This is a genomic window from Providencia sp. 2.29 (assembly GCF_015832305.1).
In the GTDB taxonomy this organism is placed as follows: Bacteria; Pseudomonadota; Gammaproteobacteria; order Enterobacterales; family Enterobacteriaceae; genus Providencia; species Providencia stuartii.
Genome location: NZ_CP065420.1, coordinates 1,652,023 through 1,668,651, shown reverse-complemented (window position 1 = coordinate 1,668,651; position 16,629 = coordinate 1,652,023). Strand labels below are relative to the sequence as shown.

Genomic DNA, 16,629 nt, shown 5'->3' with positions numbered 1-16,629 from the left:
AAAAGCATGGAAATTAAATCGCCTCTTCGTCCTGCTCACCAGTACGAATACGGATCACGCGAGCAACATCGTAGACAAAAATTTTGCCATCACCAATTTTGCCAGTTTGTGCCGTCTGCATAATAGTTTCTACGCAGCTTTCGACAATATCATCGGGCACAACAATTTCAATTTTGACTTTAGGCAGGAAGTCCACCATATATTCGGCGCCACGATAAAGCTCGGTATGACCTTTTTGGCGACCAAAACCTTTGACTTCTGTTACCGTCATCCCAGTGATCCCCACTTCCGCTAACGCTTCTCGGACATCATCCAGCTTAAAAGGCTTAATAATTGCATCAATTTTTTTCATAAATAATTCCTGTTATGACCAGTTTTTACGGCCAAAACCTGACGTGATTGGATAACGACGATCTTTTCCGAAATTACGCACCGTAATACGTGGTCCAACTGGCGCTTGACGGCGTTTATATTCGTTAATATCGACAAGACGCACAACGCGATGAACCGTTGCTTCATCGAAGCCTTGCTCAATCAATTGTGCCACGGAATAATCTTTTTCCACATAAGCTTCAAGTAACGCATCTAAAATATCGTATGGCGGCAAGCTATCTTGATCGAGCTGCCCTGGTGCCAGCTCCGCCGATGGTGGCCTATCGATCACACGTTGCGGTATCGCAGGAGAGATCGTATTACGATATTTCGCTAACTCAAAAACCAATGTCTTTGGTACATCTTTTAAAACATCAAAACCGCCCGCCATATCACCATATAAGGTTGAATAGCCAACGGCAGATTCACTTTTATTACTGGTCGTTAAAACTAAACGACGGCGCTTATTGGACATCGCCATTAAAATAACAGCACGGCAACGCGCCTGTAAATTCTCTTCGGTAGTATCAACAGCAGTACCTTCAAACATTGGTTGAAGTTGTGACATAAAAGCATCAAACATAGGTTCGATTGAGACAATATCAAACTCAACGCCAAGCAATTCAGCCTGCTCTTTGGCATCATGGATACTCATTTCTGAGGTATAGCGGAATGGCATCATCACGGCCTGAACGCGTTCTTTGCCAATCGCATCCACCGCTATTGCCACTGTTAATCCCGAATCAATCCCACCGGATAAACCGAGTATAGCGCCATTAAAACCATTTTTATTGATATAATCGCGAGTTGCCATCACCAAGCCTTGATAAACCTGTGCAACTGGTGACAGTGCTGGTGCTAGCTTTTCCATCAGTACCGCGGATAACTCATTAAACTGGCAATTAACGATTTGCTCATCAAAATCAACCAGCTGATGTGTGATTTTACCGTCACTCGCCAGCACTTTAGAGCCACCATCAAAAATTAACTCATCCTGACCGCCCACTTGGTTCAAATAGATGATAGGTAATTGTGTACGCTGGCAATGCCTTACCAATAAATCACTCCGACTATGATCCTTGTTACGATCATATGGGGAGGCATTAATCGTCAACAATAGTTCGGCACCGGCTTGCTTAACGGCATCCACTGGCCCATCGAACCAAATATCTTCACAAATTAATAAGCCTATACGGTAACCTTTAAAGTCAACCACACCGGTTTTATCCCCCGCAGAGAAATAGCGAAGCTCATCAAAAACACCATAGTTTGGCAGCTCTTGTTTGAAATAGCGGGTGAGGAGTTTTCCTTGGTAGAAAAAAGAGAGGGCGTTATACATTTTCCCCGCTTCTGTCCACGGGTGACCAACAACAATCGCTGTTTCCGTGCTCGCATTTTGTAAGCGTTCTAATTGCACTAAACAACGTTGGGTAAAATCCGCACGGAATAAAAGATCTTCCGGTGGATACCCCGTGAGTGACAGCTCAGAGAACACAACAATGTCAGCGATATTCTTTTGTTCTTCAAAAACTTGCAACATGCGTTCACAGTTGCCTTCAATATCGCCAACTAACCAATTTAATTGAGCTAGTGAAATATTAAGCTTACGGCTCATAAGGTATTTCTTCTCCCGAGCATTGATATTGATACCTTAATTCACTCTTCACTAGCCATTACCACGGCAGCGATAAATTGAGTGACTTAAACACGATAAATTTAGATGATAAGGCCAATTATTCTTTAAAATCATTAGCCTCTAAATCATGACGTGCCAATAATTTATAAAATTCAGTACGATTTCTGCCTGCCATGCGAGCGGCTTGTGTCACATTCCCTTTTGTCATCTGTAATAGTTTACGTAGATAGTTAAGCTCAAATTGGTTACGTGCCTCAACAAACGTTGGAAGTGCCGTATTTTCACCTTGTAACGCTTGGCTAACCAACGCTTCACTGATCACAGGTGTTGTAGTCAATGCGACGCATTGCTCAATGACGTTAACCAATTGACGTACGTTGCCCGGCCAACTGGCTGACATCAAACACTTCATAGCTTCTGTCGAAAAGCTACGAACAAACGGCTTATGCCTTGATGCCGATTCACGTAGTAAATGGTTAGCTAAAATAGGTATATCCTCCGCCCTCTCATTCAGGGCTGGGATGCGCAAATTCACCACATTCAGACGATAATAGAGGTCTTCACGAAACTCATTTTTTTCCATCGCCTTCGGTAAATTACGGTGTGTTGCAGAGATAATACGCACATCAATATCTAAATCACGATTACTGCCAAGAGGACGTACTTTGCGCTCTTGTAATACGCGTAATAATTTAACTTGCAGCGGCATTGGCATATCGCCGATTTCATCAAGAAATAGCGTTCCCCCATTTGCGGCAAAGAATAGCCCTTCTCGGCTACTCACAGCCCCTGTAAAGGCCCCTTTTGCATGGCCAAATAGCTCAGATTCAAGTAATTGTTCTGGTAATGCGCCGCAGTTAATCGCGATGAATGGCTTGCGTGCCCGTGGGCTTGCCTTATGGATTGCCTGTGCTAAGACCTCTTTACCTGTACCACTCTGCCCATTAATTAATACGCTCACATCCGATTGCGCGACCATATGGGCTTGTTCTAACAGTCGGATCATCAATGGGCTGCGAGTAACAATGCCTTCGCTCCACTCTTCATCACTGATTGGTGTTGAAGATAATGCCAATGCTTCATCAATGGCCTTGTAGAGCGCATCTTTATCAACAGGTTTGGTTAGGAAACTAAATACGCCGCGCTGTGTTGCTGCAACGGCGTCGGGAATTGAGCCATGGGCGGTGAGGATTATCACGGGTAAATTAGGGTGTTGCTTCTGGATCTCATCGAACAGAGCCATTCCATCCATTTCATCCATTCGCAAGTCACTAATCACCAACTCTATTTTTTCTTTTTGAAGCAATTTTAGCGCTTCTGGCCCACTTTCCGCGGTGGTGACTTTAAAACCTTCACTGCTTAAGCGCATACCCAGTAATTTCAGCAGACTAGGATCATCATCCACCAGCAGAAGATTTGCTGATTTACGGTTGGTCATTGCGCTCATTCTCCGATGGGTTATTAGTTGAAGAGTTACCATCTTCAGCGACTGGTTTTTCCGTTTTAGCCGCTTCTTTTGGTTGCTTTTTATCTACCGCTTCAACCTCTTTTTCCGTTTCATTGGTAATTTGTTTGCGAGAGGAGAGTTGCCTCTCAATGTCAGTTAAATTTTCTAATTTACGTGAGGTTGTATTCAGTTCAAATACCAGTCTGGCATTTTCTTCTTTCATACGGTCAAGTTTATTGTCTGTATCTTGCTGTAGCCGCTTAAAACGAGAATTGGCTTCAGCAAGATTAATTGTTTGTACCTGTTGTTCACGCCAAAGTTGTAATAACGGGCGAATTGCCGTGGGGAAATTAAGGCTAAAAGTGTTCATACTGTCGACCATTTTGCGTCGTTCAGCAATTGTGGGTTCAGCCGCGCCCATTAAGATACTGTGCTGAAATGCGTCCGACCAATTTTCAATCTGTATCTGTGATGCCTGCTTGCGTGCTGTAGCAGGGTCGAGACGATCGGCACAGTCCATCATCCTCAACCAAAAAAGTGCATTTTCTCGCGCATTAGGCTGATAATTTTCCCAAACGCCCTCACATGCCGCATAGCGGTAATCGGTCACTTTAACTTCAGGGACAACAACTTGAGCTAACGTATCTAAAGAAGATTGCCCATTTTGAGTCGTACACCCCGTTAAAATGAGTGACAACAATAACGCGCCTATATGCACCGCTTTTTGCTTTTGGATGAATGTAGAGTTTTTTTTCGTTAACCCGATATATCGCTTTGGTAACACCGCAAAGCGTAATGCAACCAAAACATCTGTAGACCTATTTGCCATTATTATTCATTCTCTGCAGTTAAAGGCAGTTCAATTCTAAAGCAGACATCTGCTAATTTATTGGGTACTAGTGAAAGTTCACCCCCCATTTGCTTAATGCAATCATGTGCAATACTTAGCCCCAATCCGCTGCCTTTGACAGCTCCTTTTCTCACAAGCGACCCTTGGTAAAAAGGTTCAAAAATCATACTTTGTTCTGACTCAGGAATTGGTGTGCCAGTATTAGCAACTTCAATAACAAGCTTATTATCTATTCTGCGGCTTGTGATCCAAATATTACCTGATTCACTGCCATAGTGCACCGCATTGGAGTAGATATTATCAATAACCCGTCCTAGTAGCGTTGGTTCAGCAAGGCAATGGTCAATACGTAGACGAATATCCGTTTGAATATTTTTCGCTCTCGCAGGTAAATTATGAGCCATAACAATGTCTTCAATCAATTTTTGCAAATCAACATGTTGTGCTTCTGGCGGGCTATCTGCTAATTTACGATTATAATCAAGAAGCTGCTCAATAAGTTGCTGAAGATGCTTACTGCTGTTATCAAGAATTTCTACAACCTCTTTTTGTGACTCGGTAAGCGGCCCCGCCACTTCATCGGCCAGTAATTCAGTGCCTTCACGCATACTTGCTAATGGTGTTTTCAGCTCATGGGAAATATGCCGCAAAAACTCATGGCGCTGCGATTCTAACCAAGCTAAGCGTTCACTTAACCAGATAATCCGCTGCGCTAACGAGCGTAGCTCTCGAGGCCCTTTAAATAATTTTAAATTATTTGTCAGCGTTCTGCCTGTGCCTAATCGGTTGATCATACGTTCGATGCCTTTCACTGGCCCGATAATCATTCGAGTAAACAAAGCAACTAAGAGCACACTCAATAAAAAGAGGATAAGGCTCTGCCAACCAAAAAGCTGTCCTTTATTGGCAATTGCTTTTTGTAATTGCTCCCCTCGACTAAATATTACGTCGCGGGTCTCTTGTATTAATGCATTATTCTGTTCTGAGAATTGGCTTAATGCTGCGGTGACTTCTTTAGGCGGTTCACTATTCTCACAAACTACCGTTTTTAATTCTTCCAACGCGCGAGTCAGTGCCGATGTATCTGCATTTTTAGGCAGTATCGTTTTTTGCCGCTCAAACATCTGTTGATAATCAGAAAACTGCTTGAGGTAGAGGGTATGTAATGAAGCATCTTTCAAAACACAGTATTGGCGATAGCTTCTTTCCATTTCTAAAGCTAGCCCTCCCATCGCTTCACTTCGCCGGGTATCTAAAAGTGTTGTTTTATTGATTTGAGCAGCTTGATTACTTAATTGCTCCAAGCTTTGGTAAGCCTGATAAGCCAGAACCAATAGTGGCAATAGCACTAACCAAAATGCCATGACAACCAATTGGCGCAAGGAGCGCGGAAATAGACGCCATTTACTCAATGCATTCATCTCACACCTGTTAAACGAGGTTCCATGGTAACAGAACTGAATGAATTACGTGAACTTGATGATCACCACAGTTCGATTTTCCCTCTTATTTCATAAGAGTCACGCTAGTTACAGCAAGCAATGTGCCAATCTCATTGAGAATAAACAAGAAAAATTATGGGGGGATAAATACAGGAAGGCGGAATAAAGAGTTCAACTTTATTCCGCCAGCGATTTACTGATGTGATATATGATTATCTCTTTATAATCATATAGGTGGTGCCTCACTCCACGTGTCGCCCTGTGTTTGATAAGGCTCGAAAGCGAATATCTGTGCTGTTGGACGGTAGGCACCTTACTTTGGCATCATTCTTGCTTTATGTGGTATGTTCCCACCCTAATGTGGACCGACATAATAATGTTGAATGAGCAACTGAATATTATTATGCACACATCGTGCCAACTTTTCAATGTATTTATTAACTGATTGAAAGATAAGTACTTTTATTTTTTTAGTTTCTTATTTCTTCTTTTTCACCTCTAAAATTTTTCTTTCTTTCCTCTATACTGTCTCCTTTTAAAGACACCCACCACAGCATAGAAAATTATTTTTATTTTTCAACAAATTAAATGTCTCCATTTGGAGACACCCAAATAAGGGGTTTGTCGCCAATTTTATACACCTCGAAAAAAAACCTCATCACCTGAATAAAAAAACCTCAGAACAATTAATAAAATTGATATTTATTGCGAGACCAACAGAAATTCAAATTAAAGCGAAAATAATAAACACTATGGCACCCCTAATTTTTATTGATAAAAATTAAGAGTACTTTCCAAGAAATAATTTTACTAATCTATACTTCACGACAATACTTAACTTTTACTTATTGATTTGATAATAAAGATTCGATGAGGAAATTTATGAATATGCAATCAAGTAACACAATAGAGCAGAACGATATGCAAGCCGCGTTGTATGTGCTTGAGCAAACTATTGGTTTTGTATTTCAAGCAGCACTACGCGCCGCGGTGCAGTTAAATATTGCGGATCATTTAATGCAGGAAGCAAAGACCGTTGAGCAACTGGCTGCTGAAATAAAGGCAGATGCGAGAGTCGTGAAAAAAATTCTTCGAGTACTCGCAACCCGTAAAATTTTTACTTGTTTAGATGGCACTCATTACGCATTAACGCCAGAAGCGACCTTTTTATGCACTGATCACCCCTACTCATTGCGCCCTGCTATTCTCTGGTTGACTGATAAAACCTTTTGGCTAACGAGCGCAGAGTTCACACAATCCGCTTATGGTAAGCGCGTATTTGAAGATTTATTCGGAAGTACATTCTTTGATTACTGGGAAAAGAATGCTGACCAACCAGAAGGCTTTGATGAAGGGCAAGCTTCTTTATCAAAAATTGAAAACGAATTTATCCTAAAAAATTATACTTTCCCAGAAAATATCATTGTTGCCGATATTGCTGGCGGCTTAGGCAACCTGCTACTTGAAGTATTGGCACGTAATCCGTCATTAAAGGGTATCCTATTTGATAGGAAACATGTGCTAGAAAAAAATATTCTACATCGGCTCAAAGATGATACCCGTTGGACATTACAACCCGGCTCTTTTTTTGAACAGTGTCCAGAAGCTGATATCTACCTATTGAAATACATAACTCATGATTGGAGTGATGATAAGCTTATTGAGATATTTAAAACCATCCGTCGCGCCATGAAACCAACCTCAAAATTACTGGTCATGGACGCGATTATCCCCGAAGATAATCGCCCCCATTTTGGAAAGGAATTAGAGCTTATATGCTTTAGTGTTATTCACGATAGTAACGAGCATACAGAAGCTGAATTTAACGCATTGTTCTCGCAAGCAGGTCTAAAAATCAACCGAATTATTCCAACAGAAAGCCATATTGATATCATTGAAACCGTTCCTGTCTAATCGGCAACGACGAAAAAATAGCCCCGTATTACGGGGCTATCAGATTCAGGCTGCTTAGCCTAATTGCTTACGCGCATTACGGAAAATACGCATCCATGGGCCATCTTCACCCCAATTTTCTGGGTGCCAAGAGTGACTTACAGTACGGAATACACGCTCAGGATGCGGCATCATAATTGTTGCGCGGCCATCCATTGATGTCACCGAAGTAATACCATTCACTGAGCCATTAGGGTTAGCAGGGTATTGTTCTGTGACCTGCCCATAGTTATTCACAAAGCGCAGTGCCACTAATGAATGACTCTCCAATTGCTGAATATGGGCAGGATTACGCGCCTCAACCAAACCTTCACCATGAGATACCGCAATCGGCATGCGCGAACCGACCATATCTTGAAGCAATAAGGAAGGGCTCTTAGCTACCTCAACCAAACTAAAGCGCGCTTCAAATCGTTCTGAGCGATTGCGTACAAAACGAGGCCACAGTTCTGCTCCTGGGATCAACTCATATAAATTGGACATCATTTGACAACCATTACACACGCCAAGGGATAATGTATCTTGACGAGCAAAGAAAGCAGCAAATTCATCACGTACTTGGTTGTTAAACAGGATTGATTTTGCCCAACCTTCCCCAGCACCTAATACGTCACCGTATGAGAAGCCACCACATGCAACTAAGGTTTGGAAGCCTGCCAATGATACATGCCCCGCGAGCAGATCACTCATATGGACATCAACCGCATCAAAACCAGCACGGTCAAAAGCAGCTGCCATTTCCACATGAGAGTTAACACCTTGTTCGCGCAACACCGCAACTTTAGGGCGTACACCAGACAGGATATAAGGTGCTGCGATATCCTCTGCAATATCGAAAGTAAGCTGAGTATTTAGACCAGGGTCTTGGCTATCCAACTTCGCTTTATGCTCTTCATCTGCACACGCCTCATTATCACGTAAGCGTTGCATCTGCCATGTTGTCTCAGCCCACCACTCACGTAATGTACTGCGAGATTCCTGATAAACAACAGTATCACGACTATTAATCACCAATGCATCTTCTTGGGTGACCGTACCTAGATAATGTAAACATTCACCTAAGCCCGCTTCAGCAAAGCAATTTTCAACATATTGCTTATCTTGCTGTTTAATTTGGATAACGGCGCCCAACTCTTCATTAAACAGCGCGGCGAGAATATCTTCATCAAATTCGCTAATATCAACATTAATACCGCAATGGCCTGCAAATGCCATCTCAGCTAATGTCACGAACAGACCACCATCAGAGCGGTCATGGTATGCTAGCAGTTTTTGCTCTGACAATAAGCGTTGGATAGCGGCAAAGAAACCAGATAGTAATTTAGGGTCGCGCACATCCGGTGCTTTGTTACCTAACTGACGGTAAACTTGCGCAAGAGCCGAGCCGCCTAAAGCATTATGCCCTTGACCAAGATCGATTAACATTAAGGCAGAGTCAACGTCCGTTTTTAATTCAGGTGTCACCGTCAAACGCACATCTTCAACACGACCGAATGCGCTAATAATCAGTGATAGTGGTGATGTCATTTCACGCTCTTCACCATTATCTTGCCAACGTGTTTTCATTGACATCGAATCTTTACCAACAGGGATAGTCAACCCTAAAGCAGGACACAGTTCTTCGCCTACCGCTTTCACAGCTTCATACAGACCTGCATCTTCCCCGGGATGCCCCGCCGCCGCCATCCAGTTAGCTGAAAGTTTTACTCGTTTTAGATCTTGCACATATGCGCTAGCAATATTAGTTAATGCTTCCCCTACCGCCATACGGGCAGAAGCGGCGAAGTCTAACAATGCAACAGGGGTTCTTTCACCAATTGACATAGCCTCGCCATAGTAGCTATCAAGACTCGCTGTTGTGACCGCGCAGTCCGCGACAGGGATCTGCCAAGGCCCAACCATCTGATCACGCGCAACCATACCAGTCACTGTACGGTCACCAATAGTAATTAAAAATGTTTTTTCCGCGACGGCTGGAAGATGCAACACGCGTTTTACTGCTTCATTTAAATGGATAGACGTTCTATCTAACGCCCCTGGTTGTGCCTTTAATGTATTCACATCACGCAACATTTTAGGGGTTTTACCTAACAGCACATCAAGAGGCATATCAATAGGTTGATTATTAAAATGCGCATCTTTTAAAACTAATTCACGCTGTTCGGTTGCTTCACCAATTACTGCAAAAGGAGCACGCTCACGCTCACAAATTGCCGTAAATAGAGCCATTTGTTCTGGAGCAACGGCTAAGACGTAACGCTCTTGAGACTCATTACACCATACTTCTAATGGGCTCATTCCAGGCTCATCATTCAGAATTTTGCGCAGTTCAAAGCAACCACCACGGCCCCCATCACTCACTAATTCAGGCATGGCATTCGATAAGCCACCCGCTCCCACATCATGGATAAATAAAATGGGGTTGTTCTCACCCAACTGCCAACAATTATCAATAACCTCTTGGCAACGTCGCTCCATTTCTGGGTTATCACGCTGCACTGATGCAAAATCCAGATCAGCATCTGATTGACCAGAAGCCATAGAAGATGCGGCACCACCACCAAGACCGATATTCATTGATGGCCCACCAAGGACGATGAGTTTTGCTCCAACAGGGATCTCACCTTTTTGCACGTGATCCGCCCTGATATTGCCAATCCCTCCAGCTAACATAATAGGTTTATGATAGCCGCGTAGCTCTTCACCGTTATGGCTGTTAACCTTTTCTTCATAGGTACGGAAGTAACCTAATAGTGCTGGGCGACCAAATTCGTTATTAAACGCCGCGCCACCTAATGGCCCTTCTAGCATAATATCGAGAGCGGTAACGATACGTTCCGGTTTGCCGAAATCTTCTTCCCATGGCTGCTCAAACCCAGGGATACGTAAATTCGATACTGAGAAACCAACTAAACCTGCTTTCGGTTTGGCACCGCGCCCTGTCGCCCCTTCATCACGAATTTCACCGCCCGAGCCCGTTGCTGCCCCCGGCCATGGAGAGATCGCTGTAGGGTGGTTATGTGTTTCGACTTTCATCAAAATATGAGCATCTTCTTGATGATAACGATAAGTACGGCTATCTGATTCTGGGAAGAAACGCCCCACGGAAGATCCTTCCATCACTGCCGCATTATCTTTATAAGCAGATAACACATAGTCTGGCGTCGTTTCAAAGGTGTTTTTAATCATTTTAAACAGCGATTTAGGCTGTTTTTCACCATCAATGATCCAATCTGCATTAAAAATTTTATGGCGGCAGTGTTCTGAGTTTGCCTGTGCAAACATATACAGTTCAACATCCGTTGGGTTGCGTTTTAACTCAGTGAATGCATTTAGAAGGTAATCAATTTCATCATCAGCAAGTGCTAACCCCATTTCTACGTTAGCTTTTTCGAGGGCAGTTCGGCCATGACGACTGATATCAATAACTTTCATTGGTGCGGGTTGATGATGAACAAACAGTGCCTCAGCTTGCTCAAAAGAGCCAAAAACACTCTCCATCATGCGGTCATGTAGTAGCGCTGCAACGTCTAGCCACTGTGCTTGTGATAATGAATCGGCTTGCACATAGTAAGCAATACCACGTTCAATTCTTTCGACCTGAGATAAACCACAATTGTGAGCAATATCTGTCGCTTTAGATGACCAAGGAGAAATTGTTCCTGGGCGTGGTGTCACTAATATGAGTTTACCAAAAGGCTCGTGCTCCGCGAGAGAAGGACCGTATTTCAGCAAACTACGCAGTTTGCCTTGCTCGCTTTCACTTAAAGGCGCTGATAGTTCAGCAAAGTGCATATATTCAGCATAAATATCCGTAACAGGAAGCTGTTTTTCAGCAAACAACGCCAACAGGCGAGCAATACGAAATGCTGATAGAGCAGGTGAACCACGCAAAATTTCCATAGTCTTAAATTCTCTCATTTAAACGCCAGCCCTGATCATAAAAGCAGGGGAACCGGAACACATTATAGAGCAATGCGAATCAATACGAAACCGTTTGCGTGACTAAAAATAAAGCAAACCGTTAAAAATTATTAGGAACGAAATAGCACAATATTGGTTGCACGGATCATAATTGTTGAGCAAAATGTCCAAACACTGGAAATATAACCATTACTTATAACAATTTTTATTACAACACCGGCATACAAACACCCACAATTTTCTGGGCGATTGAGAGATAGCAACATTCATCTATTGACTCGCTTGGATAGCAGCTTCGATTGCTAAACAGTGCAAAGCAATCTGGACTTGAAGTATAAAGGGTATACATACGAGATATTTTTTTTGAATAACATCAAGGTTAATTATTTCATTATTGGGATTATTGCGCTTGTTGCGGCCATGATTATCGGACTGAATCTCCGCTGGCCCAATACACAAAATAATCAACTCAATCAAATCCTCTCTCGAGGTGAATTGCGAGTCAGCGCGATTAGCTCCCCCCTGATTTATCTTGACGATGAAGCGAATCTGCATGGTTTTGATTATGAGCTTGTACAAAGCTTTGCCGATTACCTCGGCGTAAAACTAATCATCACCATGAGACCCACCGTCGAACTTATTTTTGATGATATTGAAGAGGGGAATGCAGATATCGGGGTTGCTGGTCTGCTCTATAATAAAGATAGATTACAAAAAATGAAAACTGGGCCAAGCTACCTAAATGTGACACAGCAATTGGTCTACCGAAAGGGTTCTACTCGCCCTAAGAGCTTTAATGATATTAAAGGAAAATTGGTGGTTATGGCAGGCTCTGCACACGCCAGCACCCTCAAATCATTAGCCGATAAATACCCAGAGCTGACTTGGCAAGAAACTACCGAATACACAACCAATCAATTGTTAGAAATGGTTGCCGAAGGGCTGATTGACTATACACTCGAAGATTCAATTTCCGTTGCCCTCCAACAACGCATTCATCCAGAAATTGCTGTTGGATTCGATTTAGTCGATGATCACGCCATTACTTGGTATATGAAACGTCTTAATGACGATAGCCTAAACGCTGCTCTTCTCGACTTTTTCAATGTCAGTAATGAAATAGACTTACTCGCAAGACTTGATGAAAAATATTTCAGTCACGTTAGTTCATTCGATTATTTTGATACCATTTCATTTATTAACGCTATCAACAAAAAACTGCCCAATTATCAGCCACTATTTGAAAAATATGCCACGACCCTTGATTGGAAACTCTTAGCCGCTATTGCATGGCAAGAATCCCATTGGGATCCTTTGGCTACCTCACCAACAGGTGTACGTGGACTAATGATGCTTACAAAACCAACGGCGGAAACCATGGGTGTCGCTGATAGGTTAGACGCTGAGGAGAGTATTAAAGGAGGAGCTGCCTATCTCGAATATCTGATGCAGCGCCTGCCAGTATCCATTGCTGATGACGATAGAATTTGGTTTGCTTTAGCCGCCTATAATATGGGCTATGGCCACATGCAAGATGTTAGAAAGCTAACTGAAATGCAAGGAGGTGATCCTGACCGCTGGCTAGATGTGAAATCAAGGTTACCTCTTCTAACACAAAAAAAATATTATTCTCAACTTAACTATGGTTACGCACGGGGTCACGAAGCCTACCGCTATGTTGAAAATATTCGCCGCTACCATCAAAGTTTGGTTGGGTATTTACAAAACCAAGATAAAAAACAGCGTGCACTAGCGATTGCGGAAAAATCGCTCATTTTATTTCCGCCTCTTACAACGCCTAACGAGCAGAAGCAGGCTGTTGAAAATGCAGACACCGCAAAACAGGATGATGTGACCTCAAACGCACCACAAGCATCTTCAACACAAAATCCCCACCAAGAAAAGGTTAGCCTAAAACACGTTCAATCTGCTCCAGTACAGCAGAAGTTACCCGCTATTCCCCCGAAGGATACGCTCACTTTGGGGCAATATTTTCTTTCACCCCATACACAAGAAGGCTCCCATGCCAAGGAGCCTACAGAGCCAGTAACAACAAATAATTAGAAACTTAATCATAGCTAATCAGTATGAAAGAGGGATTAAGGTGATTTTTGCTGCTGACATCCTCCGCACTCACCTTCTGTTTGCGCCAACATCTGTTTCTGCGCTTTCTTTTGCGCTCTACGCATTTTAAAAAAATTACTTAACATCGCTGAGCAGGTTTCTTCTAAAACCCCGCCCTTCACATCCACATAATGATTTAATCCGGGGCGCTCTAAGATATTAATAAATGAACCGCAAGCACCGGTTTTAAAGTCTCTCGCCCCATAGACTAAACGCCCTATTCGACTATGTACTAATGCGCCAGCACACATAATGCATGGCTCCAACGTTACATAAAGTGTTGTGTCTAATAATCGGTAATTACTAAGCGCACGACCACCTTGCTGTAACACCATTATTTCTGCGTGAGCTGTAGGATCATGACTTTCGATTGAACGATTCCAACCCGATGCAATTAATTGATTATCTTTCACTAATAGAGCACCAACAGGTATTTCTCCTGCATCTTGAGCATTTTTCGCCAATTCTAAAGCGCGCTTCATCCAAAACTCATCAACTTCGGCTTGTGTCACAGCAACCTCTAATCTATCTATTTAAATAGATTATACCGTAAATTATTTGAGTTGCTGTAGGGCGGTAATGAGGAAATTTATCAATCACTGCATAGAGAGGAAGTTACCGTGGTTTTGATATGCCACGATAACTGATAAATAGACAACAGTGTGAACAAGGCAAAATCTCGCCTTAATTACTAAAAATCGCTAATTTTGCAGCAAACCCCATAAAAAAGCTTCCTACCGCACAGTTACCCAATTTAGCCAATATTTGTTTTTCACGTAAAAAACGCGCGATAAGATAACCACTAAAAATCAGCAGACTAAGATAAATAAAGCTGACAAGCTCCAAAATAGACGCGAGCACCAAATATGGAACCCAAGCGTGCGAGTAATTAAAGTCAATAAATTGAATAAAAAAGGAGATATAAAATAGAATCGCTTTTGGATTAGTTAAGCTTAGGATCAACGCACGCGTAAAAATTTTCTCTGATTTAACCACCATTGGCTCAGTATCTGAACTTGCTAATTTTTTTTGCTTAAAAGTCGCATAAAGAATTTTGCAACCTAAGTACAACAGGTACGCCGCGCCTAAATACCTTACGACCATAAAAAGTGTAGGTGACGCTTTTATCACTGACGCAACCCCAATAAATGAGAGAAAAATGAGTATTGCATCACCGGTAAATACGCCTAATGCTGCCCGATACCCTGCTTGAGTACCATGAGATGTACTTGATTTTAAAACATATAATGAATTTGGTCCCGGCACTATGATGATAAAAATCAACCCTGCCATATAAGTCCAGAAATTCAAAACACCAAAACTTTCAAACATAATGAAAACCTTAACCATTTTTTTCTTATTACTATCACAATCTTAACCAGTTGTGAATATTTATAAATTCAATTATTACCATAACATTTAAAAATATGAAATAAGCTAATAATAATGATTATTTTTAAATATGCCTTATTTTCATAATATCAAAGTGCTTATAAACAATTTAACTTACTAATAAATAAAGGAGCTGATATGTCTCTGATCCAATCAGGTATTCAAGCGGGTATATTTGAACAGTTTTACCCAACCACGCTTGTCTACACTGCTGCAAAAAAAATATTCTTCTTAGGCCATACTCCTCAAGATAAGGCCTACTTTATTTATAATGTTAGTGATAAAGGGATTATTGATACAAGTGCTCCTATCCATAAAGGGAAATTAAACAGCTACCTTAGCAATCTACAATATGTACAAGATTTAACGCTGAATAAACAGTATATTTATGGTTATAATTTAGAAGAAAAGACCATTCAATTCTTTGTTGTTTTAGATAATGGCAATCTTGAAAATGTTTACGACTTTACTTTTAACGCTAACGGCATGCAAATTAGAACAGCGTCGTTCTTCGTTATCAACGGCATTTTATACTATTACTACCAGTATGAAAAATCAAAAAATTGGGAATCATTCTCTGTCGTAATTGTAAAATAATAGTGTTTGATAGCTAAAGAGTTCCTTTTAAGGATTGGTAACCCCAATCCTTTATTTTAACAGTTACCTCTTATATAAGATTAAAGCAACCACACTAAATAAGATAATTTTAGATAAGCCTTACAGTCAGCGTTTTCAATATTAATTAACCCGATAAATAATAAAACCCCACCGTCTAAAATTTATAATCACTGTAATGCTAAATCTTTAATCCATAATAAACTAATGACACATAACAAAGAATACTAAATAATACAAAAAATTGTATATCTAAAAAACAAGCTAACTTAATACAATCGACTTCGATGTGTTTATTCTATTTTTCCCTATTAAATAGAGATAGCTCATACTCTCTAAGATAATATTACTAATACACATTCTATTTAGCACATAATAATAAATGTTATCATATTGAACAATGTTTATTATCTTTGCTATGGAAATTATAGCCACGCTTATCCCTTTTCCAGTTATGCATAATAAATAATACAATTTTTTAACATAAAAAGAAGATGTTAGGTGAAATTGATAGAATTAGTATTTAATTTCCCTATTTCCGTGTAGAATTAGTCACCTCATTAGAATTATTTATGGTAACAGATTTAACTGATTGAAATGGCACTATTAATTACTAAAAAATGTATCAATTGCGATATGTGCGAACCCGAATGCCCTAATAATGCTATCTATATGGGTGACGAAATTTATGAAATCGATGCAGATCTCTGCACTGAATGTGTCGGCCACTATGATAAACCGACCTGTCAATCGGTTTGCCCTATCAACAATACGATTATCACAGACCCACAACATATTGAAACACAAGAACAATTATGGGATAAGTTTGTCATGATCCATCATGCTGATAAAATTTAGCCTATTAGCACTTTCT

General features: G+C 41.2%; 12 protein-coding genes. 4 read left to right on the top strand and 8 right to left on the bottom strand.

Annotated features, from left to right (window positions below):
- Window positions 1–13: 13 nt before the first annotated feature.
- The 5 genes from glnB to I3B46_RS07375 all read right to left on the bottom strand — a co-directional run bounded on the left by glnB (window position 14) and on the right by I3B46_RS07375 (window position 5,726).
- A complete protein-coding gene (glnB, locus tag I3B46_RS07395) occupies window positions 14–352 on the bottom strand; it encodes a nitrogen regulatory protein P-II (RefSeq protein WP_004921424.1) in 339 nt (112 codons plus the stop codon).
- A 12-nt stretch (window positions 353–364) separates the two neighbouring features.
- Window positions 365–1,987, bottom strand: coding sequence for an NAD+ synthase (locus tag I3B46_RS07390; RefSeq protein ID WP_104873601.1), 1,623 nt, complete (start codon window positions 1,985–1,987; stop codon window positions 365–367).
- A gap of 118 nt (window positions 1,988–2,105) precedes the next feature.
- Window positions 2,106–3,446, bottom strand: a complete 1,341-nt coding sequence (gene glrR / locus I3B46_RS07385) for a two-component system response regulator GlrR (protein WP_004921431.1) — start codon at window positions 3,444–3,446, stop codon at window positions 2,106–2,108.
- On the bottom strand, window positions 3,433–4,284 hold the full coding sequence (gene qseG / locus I3B46_RS07380; protein WP_004921434.1) for a two-component system QseEF-associated lipoprotein QseG: 852 nt from the start codon (window positions 4,282–4,284) through the stop codon (window positions 3,433–3,435). The genes glrR and qseG overlap by 14 nt, the downstream gene beginning before the upstream one ends.
- A gap of 2 nt (window positions 4,285–4,286) precedes the next feature.
- The gene (locus tag I3B46_RS07375; protein WP_014656328.1) at window positions 4,287–5,726 is read right to left on the bottom strand and encodes a sensor histidine kinase; all 1,440 of its coding nucleotides are present in this window, start codon (window positions 5,724–5,726) and stop codon (window positions 4,287–4,289) included.
- A gap of 903 nt (window positions 5,727–6,629) precedes the next feature.
- Between I3B46_RS07375 and I3B46_RS07370 the strand changes: the two genes are divergently transcribed.
- A complete protein-coding gene (locus I3B46_RS07370) occupies window positions 6,630–7,661 on the top strand; it encodes a methyltransferase (RefSeq protein WP_163761978.1) in 1,032 nt (343 codons plus the stop codon).
- A 54-nt stretch (window positions 7,662–7,715) separates the two neighbouring features.
- Here the strand turns inward: I3B46_RS07370 and purL are convergent, their stop codons facing one another.
- Complete coding sequence (gene purL, locus I3B46_RS07365) at window positions 7,716–11,603, bottom strand: phosphoribosylformylglycinamidine synthase (protein WP_076914159.1); 3,888 nt, start codon at window positions 11,601–11,603, stop codon at window positions 7,716–7,718.
- A gap of 441 nt (window positions 11,604–12,044) precedes the next feature.
- Here purL and mltF point away from each other — a divergent pair, with 441 nt between their 5' ends.
- Window positions 12,045–13,688 (top strand): membrane-bound lytic murein transglycosylase MltF, encoded by a 1,644-nt coding sequence (mltF, locus tag I3B46_RS07360; protein ID WP_231405924.1) that lies wholly within the window; start codon window positions 12,045–12,047, stop codon window positions 13,686–13,688.
- Between the two features lie 35 nt (window positions 13,689–13,723).
- Here mltF and tadA read toward each other — a convergent pair whose 3' ends face one another.
- Window positions 13,724–14,260: a tRNA adenosine(34) deaminase TadA gene (gene tadA, locus I3B46_RS07355; RefSeq protein ID WP_004921454.1), complete on the bottom strand. Its 537-nt coding sequence runs from the start codon at window positions 14,258–14,260 to the stop codon at window positions 13,724–13,726.
- A 172-nt stretch (window positions 14,261–14,432) separates the two neighbouring features.
- Window positions 14,433–15,080 (bottom strand): leucine efflux protein LeuE, encoded by a 648-nt coding sequence (leuE, locus tag I3B46_RS07350; RefSeq protein ID WP_014656332.1) that lies wholly within the window; start codon window positions 15,078–15,080, stop codon window positions 14,433–14,435.
- Between the two features lie 198 nt (window positions 15,081–15,278).
- On the opposite strand from leuE, the gene I3B46_RS07345 reads away from it, so the two are divergent.
- Both I3B46_RS07345 and I3B46_RS07340 read left to right on the top strand, forming a co-directional pair.
- Window positions 15,279–15,737, top strand: coding sequence for a hypothetical protein (locus tag I3B46_RS07345; protein WP_004921460.1), 459 nt, complete (start codon window positions 15,279–15,281; stop codon window positions 15,735–15,737).
- A gap of 615 nt (window positions 15,738–16,352) precedes the next feature.
- Entirely contained in the window at window positions 16,353–16,613 is a 261-nt protein-coding gene (locus I3B46_RS07340; RefSeq protein WP_004921463.1) for a YfhL family 4Fe-4S dicluster ferredoxin, read from the top strand.
- Window positions 16,614–16,629 lie beyond the last annotated feature (16 nt).

Coding starts and splice junctions, on each gene's coding strand:
- glnB (WP_004921424.1), bottom strand. CDS start 352: ATGAAAAAAATTGATGCAATTATTAAGCCTTTTAAGCTGGATGATGTC.
- I3B46_RS07390 (WP_104873601.1), bottom strand. CDS start 1,987: ATGAGCCGTAAGCTTAATATTTCACTAGCTCAATTAAATTGGTTAGTT.
- glrR (WP_004921431.1), bottom strand. CDS start 3,446: ATGACCAACCGTAAATCAGCAAATCTTCTGCTGGTGGATGATGATCCT.
- qseG (WP_004921434.1), bottom strand. CDS start 4,284: ATGGCAAATAGGTCTACAGATGTTTTGGTTGCATTACGCTTTGCGGTG.
- I3B46_RS07375 (WP_014656328.1), bottom strand. CDS start 5,726: ATGAATGCATTGAGTAAATGGCGTCTATTTCCGCGCTCCTTGCGCCAA.
- I3B46_RS07370 (WP_163761978.1), top strand. CDS start 6,630: ATGAATATGCAATCAAGTAACACAATAGAGCAGAACGATATGCAAGCC.
- purL (WP_076914159.1), bottom strand. CDS start 11,603: ATGGAAATTTTGCGTGGTTCACCTGCTCTATCAGCATTTCGTATTGCT.
- mltF (WP_231405924.1), top strand. CDS start 12,045: ATGATTATCGGACTGAATCTCCGCTGGCCCAATACACAAAATAATCAA.
- leuE (WP_014656332.1), bottom strand. CDS start 15,080: ATGTTTGAAAGTTTTGGTGTTTTGAATTTCTGGACTTATATGGCAGGG.
- I3B46_RS07345 (WP_004921460.1), top strand. CDS start 15,279: ATGTCTCTGATCCAATCAGGTATTCAAGCGGGTATATTTGAACAGTTT.
- I3B46_RS07340 (WP_004921463.1), top strand. CDS start 16,353: ATGGCACTATTAATTACTAAAAAATGTATCAATTGCGATATGTGCGAA.